Below are 17,938 nucleotides of genomic sequence, written 5' to 3' on the forward strand. Positions count from 1 at the left end.
CGGCTACCTTCTCGGTACGGTGAAAGTCCACATAGTTACCCACTCCGTTCGACACCGCGAATAATATGAAGTCCGCGTGACGCGTTGCCTGAGCGCCACGTGCGGTTCTCGTTCTCGGACGGACCCGAGTCGCTTCGGTCCCCCGGTACCGACCCCGGTGGAGCGAGTGACGTACGCCCTCTCTGACCGATTACGGTCCCTTTCCGGCGTCGACGTAGTCTTGCGAGTAGGCCAGAACGACTATCTTTCCGGTGATATCGAGGTCCGACGGGTCCGCCGGCGTATCGAAGAGATACCAGTCCGGACTGAGGGATTCGCCGACGTCGAGGACGTGGTCGTAGCTACCGGGGTCGAGCGACGGGCGGTTAGTTCCGTTCGAACTCGACGACCGGTATGCGCTCGGAAGCGCCTTCGGACCGTTGATATCCTCCGTGTCGTTGTCGTCGTCGTACCAGCCGTTCTGGTTCAGTCCCGCGTCGGCGAGCACGTTGTACATGCCGTCCGAACCGGCCTTCGATGCCACCTCCGCCGGTCCGTTACCTTGCTGGAACGCGTAACTCTGGCTCCCTTCGTCGATGAAGATGCCGACCGGGTCGGTCCCTTGGTTCTTGATGCCGAACACGTCCGTGATCTCTATGTCCGCGTTCGCGTTCAGCCCGTCGAACTCGATTTCGAGGACGCCGTTACCGTTGTAACTCGCGTACTTCGAACCGGTCAGCTTGAGGTTCGCGGCCGCGTCACCGGCAGCACTGACAGAAACGCTTCGCGTAGCACTGGTCTGACTGAACGCACCAGTTCCCATTGCGGCCGCCCCACCGGCGGCGAGCGATCCGATCGTCGCGAGATATTTTCGTCGTTGCATAGTTGGTCTCTCCGTCGGCGCCGCGGCCCGTCACGACCCGCGACGCACACTTACCACACGGACCGACAGCCCCATTGTTACAGTTCGGAGAGATGCTGACGAACGAACCCCGTCGCCGACGCAATCCGACCTAGCGGTGGACGCAACGGGTCGTTTGCGCCGACACGGTCGGCACAAACCCTCGTTTAGGGTCCCTTCACCACTGATTAAACTTCTGGCCGGTGGCCGCCGGCGTATACCGACAGTTTATCATCGACCTTACTGCTCTTGTTCCGGTCGGTAACTAAGTCATCAAAAAGTTGTTATTCTACGTGAACGATGGACAGGTGGCTCTACGGGGGGGTCGACGGTGAGTGAGGTGTCCTCGCTCGGAGGCTCCGCAGCAGAGACTGAGGTATCGGCGGAGGACGACCAGTGGGGTTCTCGGCCGCCGACGGGAGCGGAACTCTCTCACGACGCGTTCTTCGAGGCGCTGAGCAACCGTCGGCGGCGATACGTGCTTCACTACCTGAAACAGCGAACCGGCGAAGACACCGTCGATTTAGCCGACCTCTCGGCGCAGATTACCGCGTGGGAACGGGGCGTCGAGGCGGACGGCCTCTCGTACGCCGACCGAAAGAGCGTCCACACGTCGCTGTCGCAGTTCCACGTGCCGAAACTCGACGAACTCGGGTTCGTCCGGTACGACCGCGAGCGGAGTTCGGTCGAACTCACCGACCGGGCGGCGGACGTGAACGTGTACTTGGAGACGGTCTCCGGACGAGAGTTGCCGTGGGGACCGTATCTGCTCTTTCTCGCGTCCGTGCTCTCCGCCGCGGTTCTCGGGTCGATGGCTGGCGTTCCGGTCTTGACCGGGCTTCCGAAGGAGTCGCTTCTGGTGTTCGTCGCCGTGACGTTCCTCTCGTCCAGCGCCGTCTTCACCTACGACACGTGGACGAAGATGCGCGTCGGCGCGGACGGCCCGCCGCCGGAGGTGGACGGATGAGGCGGGCTCTGCTCGTTCTCGCCGCCGTTGCGGTTCTCCTGACGACGTCGCTTCCCACGGGTGGATTCACCGCCGCACAGGCCGACCGAAGCGTCTCCGTGGCCGTCGTGGACGACTCGAAGGCTCTCCTCGGTGTCGAACTGCGGGCAGAGCGACGACCGCCCGAATCCGCACCGAACTCCGAGGCGGCGACCGGAGCGACGACGGCCACCGAACGTCGACCGAAAGCCGGAACGGCCGCGGCCGGGCGGGCAACCGCTTCGCCCGCCGGTCGAGAGGGGCCCTCCGATGCACCGCGGACGGTACTCTCCGTGACGCTTCGGAACCGCCTCCCGGACGCCGACAGCCTCCGCGCTTCCGTCCACCTCGTAGACGACGGGGTCCGTTCCGACGCCTCGACGTCGCTGGTCGTGCGCGACGAGGCGACGACTCGGCTCTCGAACGTCGACTGCGAGGATACGGTCCGTATCGTCGCTCGGGCGGGGGGGACGCGCATCGAACTCGACCGAGAGGTTCCCTGCGAGAGAGGACGCTCGATAGCGCCGGGGCGGTGACGAACGGGACTCTCGCGTCGCCGTCGTCCGACCGGAGTCGAGAGGGGCGATAGATCAGTCGCGCCGCGGTCCGCGTCCGCCTCGCTTGCGGCGCGTCGACTTCCCGGACCCACTCGTCACCGCCGTCACCACCGAGAGCGACGCGATGACGATGAGCGCGATACCTAGTCCGGTCGCCGTCCCCGACGGAACGAAAAGCAGGAGGCTCCCGAGACAGAGGGTAAAGAGCGCCACCGCCGCCCCCTTCCAGCGCATGGCCATACCCTCCCTCTGTCGTCGTCGCCAATTAATCACCGGCAGACGAACGTCTGACGCCCAGACAGTATCTACCGACAGTAGATTCGTCCATTCTCCCGACACAGGCCCCGATACGCTGAACTTACGACGGTCAGCGAACTCCGACGCGCCGCGAGCGCAATCGTGATACGGGAGGGCGAGAACTGGGAGGCATGAGCGACGACGCAGACTCCGTCGAACGCAGGGCGGCCGTCTCGCGGGAGACGGCGGAGACGACGATAGATCTGACACTCGCCGTCGACGGCGACGGCGACGCCGTCGTCGACACCGGAATCGGCTTCTTCGACCACATGCTCGAAGCGTTCGCGAAACACGGCCTGTTCGACCTGACGGTCCAGTGCGACGGCGACCTGTCCGTCGACGACCACCACACGGTAGAGGACGTGGCCATCGTCCTCGGCGAGGCGTTCGCGGACGCTCTCGGGGACAAGCGGGGTATCGTCCGCTACGCCGACCGGAGAGTTCCGCTCGACGAGGCAGTCGCGGGCGTCGTCGTGGACGTGAGCGGTCGTCCGCACTTCGACTTCGAGGGGGCGTTCTCGCAGGACCGAATCGGGGACTTCACGAGCGACATGGCCCGACACTTCGCGTACTCGCTCTCGATGAACGCCGGTCTGACGCTCCACGCCGACGTTTCGGGCGTGAACGCCCACCACGAGGTCGAAGCGTTGTTCAAAGCGCTGGCTCGGTCTCTCGACGACGCGACGCGCGTTGACCCGCGCCGAAGCGACACGCCGAGCACCAAAGGAAAACTGTAGTCCGCCGGTCTAAAATCCCGATTCAGGGCTTTCTGAGCGTTCCGCCGTCGTCCGCGAGAACGCCGCGTTCGACGGCGTAGTCGATGATGTCGCGGACGTGGTCGTCGTCTAAATCGTACGCGCCCGAGGCGAGTTCTTCGACGTCCGTCCGGTCGACGGGGAACTCGCGGTTGTTCAACAGGCGCATCACCTTTCTGAACTGCGGCGGTTCCTCGCCCGCGGCGGCGTCGGCATCTGCGCTCTCTCCCCCGGCGTCGGTGCCGTCGCCCGCCGCCTCGCGTTCGCCCGCGCTTTCGGCGTCCGCCTCCCGAAGGGGTGACCCCGCCTCCTCGTCGGTGGCGTCTGCGATACCGGACGTTTCGGGGTCGGCCGTCCGACCGTGGTCGTCTCTCTCGCCGCCGGACGCCGGGTCAGACGCCTCCTCTGACAGTCCGCCGTTCGGGTCTCCGCCCGCCATCATCGGGGTGTTCGACCTCTGGGAGTCGGACCGCTCCGTCCGTCCGCGTTCGCTACGGCCGCGTTCGATGCAACCACGTTCGCCATCGCCGCTTTCGCCGTCTCCGCCGCTCTCGACGTCCAGACGGTCGAGAAGCGGTTCCACGACGGTTTCGAGCGTATCGAGACAGTCCGCACAGAGGGCGACCCGACGCTGTTGGCTCTCGGTGGGGGACAGTTGAGGCGGCAACACCTCGTAGACGCCGTCCGAGTCGGCGCCGCAGAAGTCACAGGAACGGAGTTGGCGCATGGGCATACCGGATATCTCGGCGTCGGCCGGATTAAAGCCCCCGCAGACCACGCGTCGTCGCGTCTCGGTGCCGCGGACGTGTACAGTTAAAGCCGTCCGCCGCAAACGTCGGACGACGGATGTTCGACGAAATCATGCAGAAGTTCGAGGGGAGTCCCAGCCAACAGGCGGTCATCCGCCTCCTCCTCGAACGGGGGTTCTCGGTCAACGACGAGGGGCGCGTCGTCTCCGGTGGCATCGAGATTCCGAACACCGGCATCGCTCGGGAGATAGACGTCGACCGGCGCGTCGTCGATTCGACGACGAGCGCGATTCTCGACGACGAGGAACTCAGACGAATCTTTCAGAACATCTCCTCGATCCCGAGTCTGATGGACCTCGCGCCGGTTTTGGACCTCTCGGTTCTCACCGTCGAAGTCGGCGACGCCGACGAACCCGGCATCGTCGCCGAGGTGACATCCAGAGTCGCGGCGCACGACATCTCCATCCGCCAGACGATAAGCGAAGACCCCGAGTTCACGGACGACCCGAGACTCTACCTCGTCACCGACGAACCCCTGCCGGGCGACCTGTTGAACGAACTCTCCGCGTTGGAGTTCGTCCGGAAGATAACCCTCGCGTGACGCCGATTTCCGCGGGCGTCGCACCGACGGTTTCGCACTCTCGATTGCCGGACGTACGAACCCTTTTGGCCGATGGCGGGCCTACACTCCGACATGACCGACGACGCCTACCGAACCGTCGCCGGGCGCGGCGAGGCTAGCTTCGAGGTGCGAGGCTCGGAGTTCATAGGCTACGTCGCGCCGGTGAACACCGTCGAGGAGGCGGAGGCGTTCGTCGCCGACGTCGAAGCGAACCATCCGGACGCCACCCACAACGTCCCGGCGTACCGCGTTCCCGCGGGCGGGGCGTCCGCGGGCGCGGGGACGTTGCTCAGAGAGTACTCTTCGGACGACGGCGAACCCTCCGGGTCGTCGGGTGACCCCGCGTTGAACGTCCTCGTCCAACGGGAGATTCGGAACGTCGCCGCCGTCGTCACCCGCTACTACGGCGGGACGAACCTCGGCGTCGGCGGACTCGCGCGGGCGTACTCGCGAGGGGTCAAAGAGGCCATCGAGGACGCGGGCGTCGTCGAGGAACTCCCCCACGAGACGTTCTCCGTCGTCGTCGCGTACGACGACTCCGGCACGGTCCGCGGCCTGTTGGAGAGCGCCGGTGTCGAGTTCGACGCGGCCTACGAGGAAGACGTCTCGTTCGAGGTTCGGGTGCCCGTCCCGGACGCCGCGGGACTCAGAGACCGAATTCGAAGTGCGACGAGCGGTCGGGCCGAAATCGAGTAGTCTCCCCGCTCGAACCGCCGGAAAAAGTCGGTTCGCGTCGCCGCGGCGGTTCGCGGCGAGACGCCGGACCCCGACCTCCCGAAATTCAGTTCCGAGAGGTGCTGACGACTCGGTTCAGTCGGTGGCCGAGACGGTGGTCGGCTCCGCCTTCTCGTCGGAACTCCGCCGGTTCTGGGCGACGAGAGCGCCGAAGAGGAGGGCACCGACGGTTCGCATCGCGATGTCGATGACGACGGGGCTTCCGAGGTTCTCCAAGAGACCGACAGCGCCCGTCAGGTCCGTGAACGTGGTGAGAACCAGCATCGGAGCCATGAGCAAGAACGCCGCGACGGCGAACAGGGCACGCTCCCACCTGTCCACCGAGGTGTACAGGTGGCCGATGACGGTGACGCCGAGTGCGACGACGCCGACGAACACGCCCGCGACGGGTATCATCACCTCCGGAACGAGCCATCCGAAGTCCGTGAGGTCCGCGGACGTTATGACTCTCGCGTCGGACCCCCGCCCGCGGATGAGCAGGATGCCGGGCGTGAGTGCGAACGCGAACGGCACGATGGCCTTGTTGAGCGACAGCGAGAACGCCTCGATGCCCGTCTGGAACGGGTCGGACCGGGCGATACCGGACGCGGCGTAGGCCGCCACCGCGACCGGCGGGGTGATGTCGGCGATGACGCCGAAGTAGAGGATGAACAGGTGCGCCGCGAGTAGCGGGATGTCGCTCGCCTGCGCGATGGCCGGGCCGAGAAGCGAGACGAGGATGATGTACGTCACCGTCGTCGGCATCCCCATCCCGAGGATGATGGAGGCGACGGCGGTGAAGAACAGAAGCAGGACGATAGAGCCTCCGGCGACATTCGTGATGAGCGACGTGAGATTCGGACCGAGACCCGTCGCGCTCACGACGCCGGGGATGATGCCTGCGGCGGCGACGGCGACGACCACTTCCGTCGCCGTTCGCGCGCCGGAGTCCATCGACTTCCCGAGGAACGTCACGTACCGGAAGGCGCCGAAGTCGGCCAGTTTCGGCCGGCGCACGGCACCCGCGATTCGCTCGCTCGCGGTATCGACCGCGGGGTCGAGGTCCAAGAGCGGCGATTCGGTCCGACGACCGAAGACGAGGAACGCGAGACTGACCAAGATGACGATCGTCCCGAGACTGCCCGCGGCGGCCGAGGCGGCGGCGAGAGGTGCGAGTCCGCCGCCGCCCCCGCCCGTCGCCGCGGCGACGACGCCCGCGCCGGTCAAGAGGAACGAGACGAACTGCGCGAGCAAGAGTGCGGCGACGCTCCCCACGAGGGGGACGCGCGTCTGTCTGTCGTACGCGGCGACGGCGGCGATGAGCGCCATGATGGCGACGAGCGTGTACCACGCCGAGCGAGCGACGGTCAGACGTTCGACGAGGAGGAAGTACAGAAGCAGTACGATTGGGACGAGGTAGAACCACCCCTGTCGGAGGTGCTTCGGTATCGCGACGACTTCGCTCCGGTCTAACCCGCCGATATCGACGCGGACGGCTTCGAGGTGGACCATCACCCAGACGCCGAAGAAGAACACGATGGCCGGGATGGTGGCCGCGATGATGATGTCCGAGAAGGGGACGCCGATGAACTCTATCATCAGGAACGCCGCCGCGCCCATCACGGGCGGGAGAATCTGCCCGCCCGAGGACGCGGAGGCTTCGACGCCGCCCGCGAACTCGGGGCGGTAGCCCGACTTCTTCATCAGCGGAATCGTGAACGCGCCGGTGGTGACGGTGTTCGCGATGGACGACCCGGAGATGGTGCCCATGAAGCCCGACGCGAGGATGGACGCCTTCGCGGGGCCGCCGCGCCGCGTTCCGGTCGCCGCGTACGCGAGGTCTATGAACCACTGTCCCGCGCCGGACATCTCTAAGAACGCCCCGAAGAGGATGAAGATGTAGATGAACTGCACGGACACCGTCACCGGGATGCCGAACACCCCGTTTTCGGTGTTGTACCAGAGGTTCTGGACGATGTTCGCCCACGTCCCCTCGGGGATGGAGAGCACGCCGATGATGGGCATGCTCCCCGAGATGAGGTAGCCGTACCGCGCGTAGACGATGAACGACGCGACGATGAGCATCAGGTAGACGCCGAGCGACCGGCGAGTCGCTTCGAGGACGAGGAGGACCCCGACGGCCCCGAGGAAGAACGGGTACGCCACGTCCGCAAACGGCACTCCGAGCGCGCTCACCGCCTCGGCCAGGAAGCCGAGCGGTCCGAGATACTCCGCGACGGTTCGGCCCGCTTCGAGGCCGAGGACGCGCAGTCGCTGAATCTCTTGGAACTCGAACACCATGTACACCGCCGTCGCCACCGAGAGGAGGACGAACACGAGGTCCAGCGGCGTCACGCGCTCTCGTTCCGCGTCGACCGCGAACCACCGGACGCCGCGGCGGACGCCGACGGCCCCCCGAGTGAGGGCGCTATCGTCGCCGAACCGGCCTCGAACCGCGGGGACGACGGCACCGAGTCTGCGCGCTATCGCGCCGTCACCGGTCGTCGGGGGAAAGAGCAGAAACGCCAACACGAGAGCGAAGGCGACGTGGACGGCGTTGACCTGCAGGAGTTGGAGCGCGCCGAATCCGACTTCGCCGACTATCGGCAGGTCGGCTTGGAACTCGAATCCGCGGGCGGCCAACCATATCTGAAACAGCGAAAAGGCGATGGCGACGATGGAGACGACGATGGCGGCCGGACCGGCCACGGAGCGCTTTCGCTCTATCTCCTCTATGAGCTCTTGGGCTTCCTCTTCGGACATCTCGTCGGCGTCGACGTCCGATTCGGGGTCCGATCCGCCGTCCTCGATGGGTTCGTCTCGCCCGCCGTCCGTCGCGACGCGACGGTCCGTCTCCGCGTCCGGCGTCGAGGCGTCGGCGCCCTCGACCGAACGGTAGTCGCGCGCTCGTACTCCGTCGTCGGCCTGTCGGTCGGCGGACCGACCGTCGTGGTTTGAGTCACTCATTGTCGTGTGAAAGCGGGGAGGGCTCGGTCCAAAAGCGAGCGGCTCTCGATGCTGAGGCGGACGCTCCGGGCGTCGGAGAGTTCGACGAGGTCGTACGTCTCGTCGCCGACGTGGAGTTCGTGCCCGGCGACGTGACCGGGCTTGACGAATATCTCCTCGTAGGAGCCGCCGGGGTCGAAGACGAACGACCCGTTCACCTTTTCGACGTCCGCGCGGGCGGGGAGTCCGGCGCCGTAGGAGTGAAACACCATCCGGGTCATGTTGAGTCGGTCGTCGCGGACGGTGTACTCGTCTACGACCGTGGTCTTCTCTACGCTGTGGGTGTATTCGAGCGCGACGGTCGTCCCCTCCGAGACGGGAACCGTCAACAGTTCTTCGCCGGTTTCGGCGTCGCTGACGACGAGCGCGTTACCTCCCGGTACCGCCGCACTCGCCCCCACCGTTAGGACGAGTACGAGAAAGACGGCTGCGAGTCGACCGAGCGTTCGTCCGTTCATGATACGTTCGTGAGGCGGTGGGGCAGGCCCGATTAGCTATCGAAGTACGCCTGCGCCCCGGGATGGAGGTCGATGGACATGCCGTCCTGTGCGGTGTCCCGACTGATGAAGTCCGTCTTGATGGTCAGCTGGTCCGTGTTGTCGAAGATGGCCGAGGTGACCTCTTGGACGGTCTCTTCGGGCTGTTCGGCGTTCGTCGCGATCATCGCCTGCACCGACACCGTCGGGGCGGGCTCGTCGAGGCCGTACGTTCCGGACGGAATCTCGTCGTCGGCGTAGAAGTCCGCGGCGTCCTTTACGGCCTGTCGGTTCTCGCCCTCGATGGGGACGACGACCACGTCTTCGGTCGCCGCGAGTTCCTCGATAGCGCCGACGGGCCATCCGCCGACGACGAACGCGGCGTCGATGTCGCCGTTCTTGAGTTGGTCCGACGCCTGCGAGAAGCCGGTGTTCTGCTCGGAGTAGTCCTCGATGCCGAGGGCTTCGAGAATCTGGACCGCGTTCACCTGCGTCCCCGAACCGAGGTCACCGGTGTTGATGGTCGCGCCTTCGAGGTCCGACGGTTGCTCGATGCCCGTGCCGGCCAGCGTGACGATGGTGATGGTCTCCGGATAGAGCGTCGCGACGCCGCGGAGGTTCTCTACTGCGTTCCCCTCGAAGGCGTCGATGCCCTCGCCGTTGGCGGCGAAAGAGGCGACGTCGTTCTGGATGAGAGCGAAGTCGGCGTCGCCGCGGGCCAGACTCCCGACGTTCTCGACGGACGCGCCGGTGGACTGGACCTGAAGCGTGTAGTCGGTGTTGTCCTCGACGACCGACTTGAACTCGTTCGAGAGGGGGAAGTACGTCCCGCCCGTCCCGCCTGCGTGCCACGAGAGGCGCGATTCGGTGTCGCCGCCCCCGTCGCCTTCGGTCGTCTCCTCGCCCGCGGTGGTTTCCTCGCTTGCAGTCGTCTCCTCGCCTGCGGTCGTCTCCTCTCCTTCTGTACCGTCACCGCCGCCGTTACCGGAACATCCGGCGAGTCCGGCGATTCCAGTGAGGCCTGCGGCCGCAACGAATTCACGTCGGTTTAGCTTTCGCGACATGACTGCCAGATGAGTATCCGGACATAATACTATTACTAATTTTGTTCAGAATTTACCCTTAGATACAATGTTATTCAGGCATATCCGTGTTATTTGTTGACTATCATCTCTCCCCCTTCGCCGGGGGGCGCACATCTATCACCGGCGGCGGTCAACGCGGTGTGTGACCCGCATCTCGGCGACGGACTACCACGACATCGCGCAGGTGGAAGACCCGCAGGTCTCGCCCGACGGCGACAGGGTCGCGTTCGTCCGGAAGATTCCGGACGGCGACGACTCCTACGAACAGACCGTCTACCTCGTCTCGACCGACGGGGACGGCGACATCAGGCGGTTCACCGTCGCGGAGGGCGTCGATTCGCACCCGCGGTGGAGTCCCTCCGGCGACCGACTCGCGTTCGTCTCGACGCGCGGCGCGGACGACGAGAGGCCGCAACTGTGGGTCCTGCCCGTTTCGGGCGGCGAGGCCGAACGGGTGACGGACGTTCCCGGCGGCGTCTCCGACGTCGCGTGGAGTCCCGACGGGTCGAAGATAGCCTTCCAGCAGTCGACGACGGCGTCCGAACGCGAGGAGGGAATCGACTGCGAGGTCGACGACGAGGAGTACGAACGGGAGACGCCGGACCCGCGCGTCGTGGACCGACTCGTCTACCGACAGCACGGACGCTACAGGGACGGCGCGGAACCGCACGTCTACGTCGTCCGCCTCGACGAGGAGAGTCCGAGCGGCGACGCAGACGAGAGCGACGCCCCTCGCGTCGAACGACTCACCGACGGGGAGTACGGGCACGTCTCACCGACGTGGGGCGACCGCGAGACGCTCTACTTCGGCGTGAAGCGCCACCAAGGCGACACCGAACCCGACGACAGCGCCGTCATCGACATCGTGGCGCACGACCTCTCGACGGGCGAGACCGAAGACGTGGCGCGGACGACGGCGTGGGGACTCGCCCTCGACGCGACGGCCGACGGCCGTCTCGCATTCGGTCGGACGCCGGAAGAGCGCATCTCGATGCGGAACTCCGACGTGGTCGTGTACGACCGAGAGAGCGGACGAGAGGCAATCCCGACGGAGGGATTGGACCGAGACGTCGCCCTCGAAGCGGGCCTCTCGTGGGGTCCGAACGACGAAGACGTCTACTTTCTCACGCCCGACGAGGGCGAGTACGTGGCCCGGCGCGTTTCGGGGGAGGGTGCCGAATCCCCTTCGGCGAACGACGGGACGCGGTCAGGTGACGCCCCGACGGACTCCGAACTCCTCGTCGGCGGGGGTCACGTCACCGCCCTGTCCGTCGGCGGCCCCGGGAACGACCCGGTCGTCGCGGTCGCAAAGAGCGAGTGGGACCACCCCGGCGACGTGTTCTGCCTCCGCGGCGGAACGGAACGGCGACTGACGAACGTCAACGCGGCGTACCTCGACGACGCGGACGTACAGAAACCCGAGGAGGTTCGGTTCGAGTCCGACGTCGAGGTGCAGGGATGGGTGCTGACGCCGCCGGAGTTCGACTCCGAGGAGACCTACCCCCTCGTCGTCGAAGTCCACGGCGGCCCGCACGCGATGTGGTCTACGTCGGGGACGATGTGGCGCGAGTTCCAACTCCTGGCCGCCCGCGGGTACGTCGTCTTCTGGTCGAACCCGCGAGGCTCCGTCGGATACGGCGAGGAGTTCGCCACCGCCATCGAACGGAACTGGGGCGAGGTGACGATGACGGACGTGATGGCCGGCGTCGAACTCGTCTGCGACCGCGACTACGTCGACGAGGAGAACGTCTTTCTCACCGGCGGGTCCTTCGGCGGGTACGTGACCGGATGGATGGTCGGAAAGACCGACCGGTTCCGCGGCGCGGTGGCCCAACGCGGCGTCTACGACCTCTCGTCGTTCTACGGGTCCACGGACGCGTTCAAGCTAATCGAGGGCGACTTCGACACGACGCCGTGGGAGGACCCGCAGTTCCTCTGGGAACAGTCGCCCGTCGCCTACGCCGCCGACGTGACGACGCCGACACTCGTGATGCACTCGGAGAACGACTTTCGCGTCCCCGTCAACAACGGCGAGATGTTCTACCTCTTCTTGCGGAAGAACGGCGTCGAGACGCGGTTCGTTCGGTACCCCCGAGAGGGCCACGGACTCTCGCGTTCCGGCGAACCGGCCCACGTCGTCGATAGACTCGAACGCATCGTTCGCTGGTTCGACGGCTACTCGGACCACCACGACGTCCCGCCGGCCCTCGAACGCGGCGACGACGGCCTGTCCGCGGCCGATGACGGGAGCGAAACGGGAGACGACTGACCGAGAACCGAGACGCCGACCGAAGCGCGCGTCTCCGGAGTCTATAGCGGTCTCGGTTCCCCTCCGGGGGTCGGTTTCGTCCGCACTCGCTCGGCCGGTAACCCCGCTCTCGTTCTGCGTTTTTCGACCGGAAGCGAAGGGGTTCGGCGGGGGGACTCACGGCGTCTCGACTGCGGCGGCGAGGCCGGTCAATCGGTCGGCGAGAGTCCCCGCGTCGGCGGCGACGACGCGCGCCGACGGTTCTCTGCCGACCGCGCCGCCGTCTACGACCGCCGCGGGCGTCTCCTCGTCGGGTTCGAGCGCATTCAGAACCGCCTCCCGCGCGGCGGTTTCGGCCTCCGAGTCCGCCTCGTCGTCCCTCGCGGGTTCGACGCGGACGACGGACCACCCGAGCGAATCCATCGCCGCCTCCACGTCGCCGTCGAACCGGCAGTTCGCCGCGAACCGGACGGTCGAATCGACTTCGCGGACGGCGAGCAGAAACTCGGCGAGGCGACTCGACGCGCCGACGCGGACGCCCCGGTTCGGTCGCACGCCCGACCGCGTGCGGGCGATGCGGCCTTCGACCGCCGCCAGTTCGTCCGGGCGTTCGGCGTACGGCGTCGCGCCGACGACGTTCAGGCCGACTTCCGGGACGAGTCCCCGCGCGTCGGCGGCGACGACCGCGTCCACGACGCTCTCGACCGATTCGACCGCGTCCGTCCGCGCCGCCCGGTCGCGAATCTCCGCGAGGTGGTGGACCGCCCCCGGCCCCTCGCCGACGTCGAGGGGGTACCGGACGGCGCGTTGGAGGAACGACACGCCCGCCTCCACCGCCGCGACGGTGTCCGTCCCCCGCGCGAGGTGCGCGGCGATGGCGCTCGAAAGCGTGCATCCGGACCCGTGCGTCGCCTCGGTGTCCACGCGCGGGTGGACGAACACGGCTTCCGTCTCCGCCGTCACGAGGACGTCCGCCACCTCCTCGCCGGGGGCGTGGCCGCCTTTGACGAGTGCGGCCGCCGCGCCCATCTCGACTAACTCCGCGCCCGCCTCGCGTGCCGTCGACTCGTCTGTCGGTTCGGTACCGGTGAGGACGGCCGCCTCGTCGGTGTTGGGCGTCACCACCGCCGACGCGGCGACGAGGTCCTCGTAGGCGCGTTCGGCGTCTCTGTCGAGCAGTCTGTCGCCCGAGGTAGCGACCATGACCGGGTCCACGACGACCGGAAACGGCGCGTCTTCGACGCAGTCGGTCACCGTCTCGACCATCTCCGCGGTGCCGAGCATCCCCGTCTTCGCCGCGCGCACGTCGAAATCCCCGGCGACGGCGTCGTACTGCGCCCGCACCTCCTCTGTCGGAACCGGATGTATCGAGGAGACGCCGCGGGTGTTCTGGGCCGTGACGCTCGTGATAACGCTCGTCCCGAACGCGCCGCGGGCCTCCATTGTCTTCAGGTCCGCTTGGATGCCGGCCCCGCCACCGGAGTCGCTTCCGGCGACGGTCAGTGCCACGGGTCGCGCGTCGGGTACCGGCGTCCGCATCACGTCTCACCTCGCGCCGACGGGTCGGTATCGGTCGCGCGGTACGGGGTGCCACGAGCGCGTTCGTTCATATTTAGAAGTTGTACTACTCGGTAATAATTTTGTACCTCCCTTCCGTCTCCAAGATATGGCGTTCACCGACGAACTCGAACCCGAGGCCGACCGGGTCTGGACCGCTATCGTCGACCACCCGATGGTTCGGCGGTTGGGCGAGGGGACCTTGGACGAAGACCCGTTTCGAGAGTGGGTGCGACAGGACTACTACTATCTGCGAGAGTACAGTCGGACCTTCGCACTCGCCGCCTCCTCTGCGGGGACTCTCGACCGGATGGGGACGTTCGCCGAACTCCTCGACTCGACGCTGAACACGGAGATGGATCTCCACCGGTCGTACGCCGCGGAGTTCGGTATCACCGCCGAGGAACTGGCGGCGACCGAACCGTCGCCGACGACGCGGGCGTACACGGACTTTCTCGTCAGGACGGCGGCCGTCGGGACGTTCGGCGACACCGTCGCCGCCCTCCTCCCCTGCATGTGGGGGTTCAACGAGACGGCGCGCCGACTCGCGGAAGACGGCACGCCGGACCACGACCAGTACGAGGCGTGGGTCGAGATGTACGCGGGCGAGGAGTTCACCGAACTCACGGAGTGGTGTCTCGACCTGATGGACGAGGTGGCCGCGGAATCGACGGCGGCCGACAGAAACCGGTACCGAGAGCGATTTCTCACCTCCGCGCGGTACGAGTACCGCTTTTGGGACGCCGCGTGGCGAGGAGAGACGTGGGAGGTCTAGTCTGATAACTCGATTGTACCACTCGGTTTTATCACGGGTGTCCCGCGTACACACCCGTATGAGACGAGTGCACGCGAGACGGGTCGTTCGACGCTCGAAATCGGCCGCAGTGAGGTGGTTCACGTGGTGAGTTCGGCGACGGCGCTCGGACTGACCGTCGCGACGCTTGCGGCGTTCAGCGCGCTCGGGTTCTGGTACTCGCGCGGCAGAGTCCGGAGCGTCGAGGACTTTCTCACGGCGCGCAACAGCACCGGTCCGAGAACCACGACGGCGACGCTCGTCGCCTCGGTGATGGGCGTGTGGATTCTCCTGAGTCCGGCGGAGGCGGGGGCGGCGTTCGGCGGCGTCACCGCCGTCGCGGGCTACGCCGTCGGCGAGGCGATTCCGATGCTCGCGTACGCCCGCCTCGGCCCGCGAATCCGTGAACTGCTCCCCGAGGGCCACTCGCTGACGGAGTACGCACTCGCGCGATACGGCCCCGCCGTCTACCTCCTCGTGTTCGTCGTCAGCGTCTCCTACATGTTCGTCTTCCTCGCCGCCGAACTGACCGGCATCACGAGCGCACTCGAACTCGTCGCCGGAGTCCCGCGGTGGCAGACGGCGGTGCTCGTCGGCGGATTCGTCCTCCTCTACACCGGCTACGGCGGACTCCGCGCGAGCATCTTCACGGACACCGTCCAGGCCGCCCTCGTGATTCCGCTCCTCGTGGGTACCGCCGTCGCCGCACTCGTGACTCTCGGCGGCCCCGCGGCGGTCCACCGAAACGTCGTCGCCGCGGACCCCTCTCTTTTGGACCCCGGCTTTCTCACCGGCCTCCAGTTCGGGTTCTGGGTGGCTATCGCCGTCCTCGGCGCGGAACTCGTCAACCAGACGTGGTGGCAGCGAATCTACGCCGCCCGCGACAGCGAGACGCTCAAAGCGGGGTTCCGTCGGGCGGCGGCTCTCAACTTCGTCCTCGTCTTCGTCGCGGGCCTGTTCGGCGTCGCCGCCCGCGGATACGTGGACGTCGTGACAGACTCGACGAGCGCTCAGTACGACGCGAGCGTCGCCTTCTTCGTCCTCATCACGGAGGCGTTCTCCGAGACGTTCGCGCTCGCCGTCGCCCTCGTCGCCCTTCTGTTGGTGATGAGTACCGCAGACTCCCTGTTCAACGCCCTCGCGAGTCTCGTCACGACGGACCTACCGAGGATACTCGACGACCCGAACGACCGCACGCTGACGCTGTCGGCGCGCGCACTCACCGTCGTCGTCGCCGTCGCGGCCATCTACGTCAGCCTCCGCGCGCGGAGCGTCCTCGAACTGTTCTTGCTCGCGGACCTGTTCGGCGTCGCCGTCGCGGTTCCCCTCCTCTCGGGACTGTACTCCGAACGCGTGACGGGCGGGGGCGCGCTCTTGGCCGGGGTGTCGAGTCTCGCCGTCGGACTCGCGTTCTTCCCGAACCAACTCGTCCGCGGCCTCCTCACGTCGCTCCCCGTCGTCGGCGAACTCCTCCCGACGCCGGCGTTTCTCACCGCTTTCGTCGGAACCGCCGCCGTCTCGGCGTCCGTCACCGCCCTCTCGGCGCGGATGTCGTCCTCGCGGTTCGACCACCGCCGCCTCGCGGAGACGGTTCACAGCCTCGACGACTCCTCGTCGGGCTATCGCGACGGCGACGACTGAGACGGACCGGCCGTCCGCGTTGTTATTCTCTGGTAATACAACTGGGTAAAACTCTTACGTCGGTGCCGCGACCCACCGGCTATGGGTCGCACGGACGAGGCTGTGACGAACGTCACCGCCGTCGATACGGGACAGTTCGGAACGTACGTTCGCGAGATGGGGCCGTCGTGGGTCGCGGGCGCCATCGCCGCGGGACCGGCGACGATGGCCAGCGTCCTCACCGCGGGCGCGGCGTTCGGGTACGCCCTCCTGTGGATCGTCGTCCTCTCTGCGGTTCTCGGCGCACTCGCGCAGTACCTCTCGATGCGACTCGGTCTGCTCACCGAGGACGGCATCGTCTCCGTCGTCGAACGGCATCTCGGCGACTCGTGGGCGTGGATACTCGTCGTCGACGCCGTCCTCGCGGCGGGCCTCGCGCAACTCGTCATCATGAAGGGGTTGGCCGACGTGTCGGCGGCGGTCACCGGCGTGGACGCCCGCGCTTGGGGCGTCGCGTGGGCCGTCGTCCTCGCGGCCGGACTGGCGGGGCGCGGCTACCGATTCGTCGAGATGGCCGCGAAACTCCTCGTCTCGGCCGTCGTCCTCGCCTTCCTCGCGTCGCTTCTCGTCGTCCCGGTGGACCCCGCGGCGGCCGCCTCGGGACTCGTGCCGCGGATTCCCGCCGGGGTCGACGGCGCTCTCGTCGCCGCGGGCGTCCTCGGCGGCGCGGTTCACATCACCCTCGTCACCATGCACTCCTACACGATGCGCGCTCGGGGGTGGACGGCCGACGACTACGGGTTGGCGACGTTCGACGTGGCCGTCTCGATTTTCGGCGCGTTCGGCGCGTTCAGCGTCGCTATCTTCCTCGTCGCCGCGGGCGTCCTCCACGACCCGACCGTCGCGGCGGACGAACTCACCGCCGTCGCGGCGGCGCGGACGCTCGGTCCCTTGGTCGGTCCCTACGCGGAGTGGCTGTTCTTGCTCGGCCTGTGGGGGGCGGCCGTCTCGACGCTCGGCGGCAACACCGTCGTCCCGCCCTTCCTCGTCGCGGACAAACTCGGGTGGGAGACGGACATCTCCGATAGCCGGTACCGGGCGGCGCTGGTCGCGATGGCGCTCGTCTCCGCGGCGGGCGCGTTCGTCGGCGGGGCGTTCTTCCCCCTCCTCGTTCTCGTCCTCGCGTTCGGCCTCGTCGGGACGCCGTTCGTCCTCGTCGTCGTCCTCTATCTTCTGAACTCCGAGGCCGTCCCCGAACGCAACTCCGCGTCGGCGAACCTCGGCGGCGTCGCCCTCCTCGCCGTCGCCGTCGTGACGGCGGGGTCGTTCGTCCGAGAGCAGATTGCGGGCGGCCTGACCGACCCGACGACCGTCTTCGTCGCGGCGTTCTCCGCGTTCGTGGGCGTCGCGACTGTCGCACTCGTCGGCCGGTACCTCCGGGAACGCGTCACCGCCCTCGGGAGGGGCGTCGAGGGGTAGCCGTCGGACCGCCCGTGACTATAGTCCACACAACACGAGTATGCGGTACGTTTCCACTCGGTTCGATTCGAAGACTAACCGCACGACGCGAGGCGATCTCTACCCGAAGCGAGGG

16 protein-coding genes are annotated in these 17,938 nt (G+C 67.0%); 9 read left to right on the top strand and 7 right to left on the bottom strand.

Going from position 1 to position 17,938, the window contains the following annotated elements; all coding sequences use genetic code 11:
• Window positions 1-190: 190 nt before the first annotated feature.
• On the bottom strand, window positions 191-862 hold the full coding sequence (locus BM167_RS16780) for a nucleoside/nucleotide kinase family protein (protein WP_092893884.1): 672 nt from the start codon (window positions 860-862) through the stop codon (window positions 191-193).
• Between the two features lie 349 nt (window positions 863-1,211).
• On the opposite strand from BM167_RS16780, the gene BM167_RS16785 reads away from it, so the two are divergent.
• The gene (locus BM167_RS16785) at window positions 1,212-1,847 is read left to right on the top strand and encodes a DUF7344 domain-containing protein (RefSeq protein WP_143095537.1); all 636 of its coding nucleotides are present in this window, start codon (window positions 1,212-1,214) and stop codon (window positions 1,845-1,847) included.
• Entirely contained in the window at window positions 1,844-2,401 is a 558-nt protein-coding gene (locus BM167_RS16790) for a hypothetical protein (protein WP_092893886.1), read from the top strand. The genes BM167_RS16785 and BM167_RS16790 overlap by 4 nt, the downstream gene beginning before the upstream one ends.
• Window positions 2,402-2,455: 54 nt before the next feature.
• On the opposite strand, the gene BM167_RS16795 is transcribed toward BM167_RS16790, so the two are convergent.
• Window positions 2,456-2,662 (bottom strand): hypothetical protein, encoded by a 207-nt coding sequence (locus BM167_RS16795; protein ID WP_092893887.1) that lies wholly within the window; start codon window positions 2,660-2,662, stop codon window positions 2,456-2,458.
• 188 nt (window positions 2,663-2,850) lie between these two features.
• On the opposite strand from BM167_RS16795, the gene hisB reads away from it, so the two are divergent.
• Window positions 2,851-3,456 carry an imidazoleglycerol-phosphate dehydratase HisB gene (gene hisB / locus BM167_RS16800; RefSeq protein WP_092893888.1) on the top strand — a complete coding sequence of 202 codons (606 nt, stop codon included), beginning with the start codon at window positions 2,851-2,853 and terminating at the stop codon, window positions 3,454-3,456.
• A 22-nt stretch (window positions 3,457-3,478) separates the two neighbouring features.
• Here the strand turns inward: hisB and BM167_RS16805 are convergent, their stop codons facing one another.
• Window positions 3,479-4,201 (bottom strand): hypothetical protein, encoded by a 723-nt coding sequence (locus tag BM167_RS16805; RefSeq protein WP_092893950.1) that lies wholly within the window; start codon window positions 4,199-4,201, stop codon window positions 3,479-3,481.
• 119 nt (window positions 4,202-4,320) lie between these two features.
• On the opposite strand from BM167_RS16805, the gene BM167_RS16810 reads away from it, so the two are divergent.
• Both BM167_RS16810 and BM167_RS16815 read left to right on the top strand, forming a co-directional pair.
• Complete coding sequence (locus BM167_RS16810; protein WP_092893889.1) at window positions 4,321-4,824, top strand: TrpY family transcription regulator; 504 nt, start codon at window positions 4,321-4,323, stop codon at window positions 4,822-4,824.
• Window positions 4,825-4,917: 93 nt separating this feature from the next.
• Window positions 4,918-5,541 carry an IMPACT family protein gene (locus BM167_RS16815; protein ID WP_092893890.1) on the top strand — a complete coding sequence of 208 codons (624 nt, stop codon included), beginning with the start codon at window positions 4,918-4,920 and terminating at the stop codon, window positions 5,539-5,541.
• A 114-nt stretch (window positions 5,542-5,655) separates the two neighbouring features.
• Here the strand turns inward: BM167_RS16815 and BM167_RS16820 are convergent, their stop codons facing one another.
• From BM167_RS16820 to BM167_RS16830, 3 genes are read right to left on the bottom strand one after another with little or no spacing between them, the layout of a single operon-like run.
• Window positions 5,656-8,526, bottom strand: a complete 2,871-nt coding sequence (locus tag BM167_RS16820; RefSeq protein WP_092893891.1) for a TRAP transporter permease — start codon at window positions 8,524-8,526, stop codon at window positions 5,656-5,658.
• Entirely contained in the window at window positions 8,523-9,023 is a 501-nt protein-coding gene (locus BM167_RS16825; protein ID WP_092893892.1) for a DUF1850 domain-containing protein, read from the bottom strand. The genes BM167_RS16820 and BM167_RS16825 overlap by 4 nt, the downstream gene beginning before the upstream one ends.
• 32 nt (window positions 9,024-9,055) lie before the next feature.
• Window positions 9,056-10,105: a TAXI family TRAP transporter solute-binding subunit gene (locus BM167_RS16830; protein WP_092893893.1), complete on the bottom strand. Its 1,050-nt coding sequence runs from the start codon at window positions 10,103-10,105 to the stop codon at window positions 9,056-9,058.
• A gap of 163 nt (window positions 10,106-10,268) precedes the next feature.
• On the opposite strand from BM167_RS16830, the gene BM167_RS16835 reads away from it, so the two are divergent.
• Entirely contained in the window at window positions 10,269-12,395 is a 2,127-nt protein-coding gene (locus tag BM167_RS16835; RefSeq protein WP_092893894.1) for a S9 family peptidase, read from the top strand.
• Window positions 12,396-12,551: 156 nt separating this feature from the next.
• On the opposite strand, the gene thiD is transcribed toward BM167_RS16835, so the two are convergent.
• Window positions 12,552-13,913, bottom strand: a complete 1,362-nt coding sequence (gene thiD / locus BM167_RS16840; RefSeq protein ID WP_092893895.1) for a bifunctional hydroxymethylpyrimidine kinase/phosphomethylpyrimidine kinase — start codon at window positions 13,911-13,913, stop codon at window positions 12,552-12,554.
• A gap of 127 nt (window positions 13,914-14,040) precedes the next feature.
• On the opposite strand from thiD, the gene tenA reads away from it, so the two are divergent.
• The 3 genes from tenA (at window position 14,041) to BM167_RS16855 (ending at window position 17,823) form a co-directional block, all read left to right on the top strand.
• Window positions 14,041-14,706: a thiaminase II gene (gene tenA, locus BM167_RS16845; protein ID WP_092893896.1), complete on the top strand. Its 666-nt coding sequence runs from the start codon at window positions 14,041-14,043 to the stop codon at window positions 14,704-14,706.
• Between the two features lie 123 nt (window positions 14,707-14,829).
• Window positions 14,830-16,365, top strand: coding sequence for a sodium:solute symporter family transporter (locus tag BM167_RS16850; RefSeq protein WP_092893951.1), 1,536 nt, complete (start codon window positions 14,830-14,832; stop codon window positions 16,363-16,365).
• An 81-nt stretch (window positions 16,366-16,446) separates the two neighbouring features.
• Window positions 16,447-17,823, top strand: a complete 1,377-nt coding sequence (locus tag BM167_RS16855) for an NRAMP family divalent metal transporter (protein WP_394327251.1) — start codon at window positions 16,447-16,449, stop codon at window positions 17,821-17,823.
• The last annotated feature ends 115 nt before the right edge of the window (window positions 17,824-17,938 follow it).

It is taken from the genome of Halopelagius inordinatus, from assembly GCF_900113245.1.
GTDB classification, from domain to species: Archaea; Halobacteriota; Halobacteria; order Halobacteriales; family Haloferacaceae; genus Halopelagius; species Halopelagius inordinatus.